Annotated in this window: 2 protein-coding genes; one reads left to right on the top strand and one right to left on the bottom strand. The window is 69.1% G+C overall.

Annotated elements, in window-relative coordinates; genetic code table 11:
• Positions 1–1,519: dihydrolipoyl dehydrogenase (lpdA, locus tag GM672_RS27405; protein ID WP_155473656.1), on the top strand; the 1,519-nt coding region annotated here is incomplete at its 5' end.
• A 61-nt stretch (positions 1,520–1,580) separates the two neighbouring features.
• On the opposite strand, the gene GM672_RS27400 is transcribed toward lpdA, so the two are convergent.
• A partial coding sequence (locus GM672_RS27400; protein WP_155473655.1) for a GlxA family transcriptional regulator occupies positions 1,581–2,293 on the bottom strand: 713 nt, incomplete at its 5' end.

Raw genomic sequence — 2,293 nt, 5'->3', positions numbered from 1 at the left:
GGCCGCGCCCGTGTACGGCGGTCCCGCCGTGCCGGCACCAGCCTCGGCGCCATCGTCCGGCCCCGCGCCGGGCGCCGGCTCGTTTGCCGGCCAGGCCGACATCGTCTGCGACATGATGGTGCTGGGCGGCGGCCCTGGCGGCTACTCGGCCGCCTTCCGCGCCGCCGACCTGGGCATGAACACCGTCATCGTCGAGCGTTACGCGACCCTGGGCGGCGTTTGCCTGAACGTGGGCTGCATTCCGTCCAAGGCCCTGCTGCACCTGGCCTCCGTCGTCGACGAGACGGCGCACCTGGGCAAGCACGGCGTCAAGTTCGCCCGTCCGGAAATCGATATCGACGAAGTGCGCGCCTACAAGGAAGGCGTCATCAACAAGATGACGGGCGGCCTGGCCGGCATGGCCAAGGCCCGCAAGACCCAGGTGGTGCAGGGCGTCGGCCAGTTCCTCAGCCCCAATCACATCGAGGTGACCGGTCCTGACGGCAGCAGGAAAGTCGTGCAGTTCAAGCAGGCCGTCATCGCCGCAGGTTCCGCCGTCGTGAAGCTGCCGTTCGTGCCGGAAGACCCGCGCATCGTGGACTCCACGGGCGCGCTGGAACTGCGCTTCATGCCCAAGCGGATGCTCGTCATCGGCGGCGGCATTATCGGCCTGGAAATGGCCACCGTCTACTCCACCTTCGGTGCCCGCATCGACGTGGTCGAGATGATGGATGGCCTGATGCAGGGCGCCGACCGCGACGCCGTCAAGGTCTGGCAGAAGTACAATGCCCACCGTTTCGACAACGTCATGACCAAGACCAAGACGGTCGGCGTCGAAGCGCTGCCCGAAGGGATCAAGGTCACGTTCGAGGCCGCGGAAGCCGGTGCCACGGCACCGGAACCGCAAATCTACGACATGGTGCTGGTGGCCGTGGGCCGCAGCCCGAACGGCAAGAAGATCGCCGCCGACAAGGCCGGCGTGCAGGTGACGGATCGTGGCTTCATCAACGTCGACAGCCAGATGCGCACCAACGTGCCGCACATCTTCGCCATCGGCGACCTGGTGGGCCAGCCGATGCTGGCGCACAAGGCGGTGCACGAAGGCCACGTGGCGGCCGAAGCCGCCGCTGGCCAGAAGTCGCACTTCGACGTCAAGGTGATTCCTTCGGTGGCCTACACGGATCCGGAAGTGGCATGGGTCGGACTGACCGAGGACGAAGCGAAGGCCAAGGGCATCAAGGTCGAGAAGGGCCACTTCCCGTGGGCCGCCTCGGGCCGCGCCGTGGCCAACGGCCGCGAGGAAGGATTCACCAAGCTGCTGTTCGACGCCGAAACGCACCGCATCGTCGGCGGCACCATCGTCGGCACGCATGCCGGCGACATGATCGGCGAGATCGCGCTGGCCATCGAGATGGGCTGCGACGGTACCGACATCGGCAAGACGATCCACCCGCACCCGACCCTGGGTGAGTCGATCGGCATGGCCGCCGAAGTGTACGAAGGCGTGTGCACGGACCTGCCGCCGCCGCGCAAGCGCTGACCGGCTGTCACGACCGCTTGCAGCAAGCAGAACGCCACCTTCGGGTGGCGTTTTTCATGGCTCAGGCAAACCGTGCCTGGTATTCGCCGGGCAGCACGCCCAGCCGCGCCACGAAGGCGCGGCGCAGGTTGTATTCGGAACCGTGCCCGCTCCTGCGGGCCGCCGCCTTGACCGTCATGCCGGGCCGCTCGAGCAGCTGGCAGGCCAGCTCCATGCGCAGCCGGGCCAGCAGCTGGGCCGGCGTCACGTCCGCCTCCACGCGCAGTTTGCGGTGCAAGGTGCGTACGGAAAGCGCGCACGCGGCGGCCATCTGCGCCACGTCCAGCGGCTGGTGCAGGCGCGGGCGCAGCCATGCGATCAACTGGCCGGCCACGCCTTCCTCATGCGACTGCGCCAGCAGTTCGGCGCTGAACTGGCGCTGCCCGCCGGGCCGCTTCAGGAACAAGACCATGCGGCGCGCCACGGCCAGGGCGGCCGCGCGTCCCAGGTCTTCCTCGACGAGGCTCAGGGCCAGGTCCATGCCGGCGCTGATGCCGGCCGAGGTGCGGAACTTGCCGTCCTTGACGTGGATGGCATCGTCCTGCACCCGCACCGCCGGATGCTGGGCGCGCAGCGCCGCCACGTCCTGCCAGTGGGTGACGGCATCGCGTCCGTCGAGCAGGCCGGCACGGGCCAGCACGAAGGCGCCCGTGCACACCGAGCAGCAGCGCGCGGCGGGGCCGCTGGCGCGCGCCAACCAGCGCAGCACGGCGCGTCCCGTCGCGGTGGCCGATG

Source organism: Pseudoduganella buxea (assembly GCF_009720835.1).
Lineage (GTDB): Bacteria > Pseudomonadota > Gammaproteobacteria > Burkholderiales > Burkholderiaceae_D > Rugamonas > Rugamonas buxea.
Note: the sequence above shows the minus strand (reverse complement) of the source record. Positions and strands in the feature narration are given on the sequence as shown.